We start from the raw sequence: 767 nt of genomic DNA, 5'->3' as shown, positions 1-767 counted from the left end.
GCTGCATCATCAGCTTGGCACGACGATGATCTACGTCACCCACGAYCAGGTGGAAGCSATGACCATGGCCGACAAGATCGTCGTGCTCAATGCTGGCCGCATCGARCAGGTCGGCTCGCCGATGGAACTCTAYCACASGCCARMCAAYSTCTTCGTCGCAGGCTTCGTCGGCTCGCCCAGGATGAACCTGGTGACCGGCGCCGAGGCGCAGGCGCTCAACGCCACAACGATCGGCACGCGGCCCGAACACGTGGGCATCTCCAAGACCGAAGGCAAATGGAAGGGCAAGGCCGGTGTCGCCGAACATCTCGGCGCCGACACATTCGTGCACGTGCATACGGAAAAGGTGGGCACGATCACGGTGCGTGCGCCGGGTGATTTCGATATCCATTTCGACGAGACCGTCTATTTGACGCCGGATGCGACCAGACTTCATCGTTTCGACGCCAACGGTCTGGCGATCCGCTGACCAAGATTGCCGGCCTTCCGGAGGCGGGTACGGTTTTGTCGCCTGCCTCCAGCGACGCTTGACACATCGCTGCCGGTCGCATTGATCCGGCAGTGGCACGGATGGACGGGTTCGTCCCCAGACATAGGAATGAAGCCATGACTATATCCCTGTCGCTCGCTAATCTCAGCACCATATCCGCCCATGCGGCGGTACCGAACTACCAGCGGAGTGATATCAAGCCCGGCATCGTGCATTTCGGCATCGGCAATTTCCACCGCGCCCATCAGGCGGTCTATCTCGACGACCTCTTCAATCT

The 767-nt window shown here is 60.2% G+C and carries 1 protein-coding gene; it reads left to right on the top strand.

Going from position 1 to position 767, the window contains the following annotated elements; all coding sequences use genetic code 11:
* A partial coding sequence (locus AC1D0P_RS26430) for a TOBE domain-containing protein (RefSeq protein WP_477679438.1) occupies window positions 1-469 on the top strand: 469 nt, incomplete at its 5' end.
* Window positions 470-767 lie beyond the last annotated feature (298 nt).

This window comes from Polaromonas sp. P1_G2 (assembly GCF_056405515.1).
The sequence above is the reverse complement of the archived record's forward strand: the minus strand, read 5'-3'. Positions and strand labels throughout refer to the sequence as shown.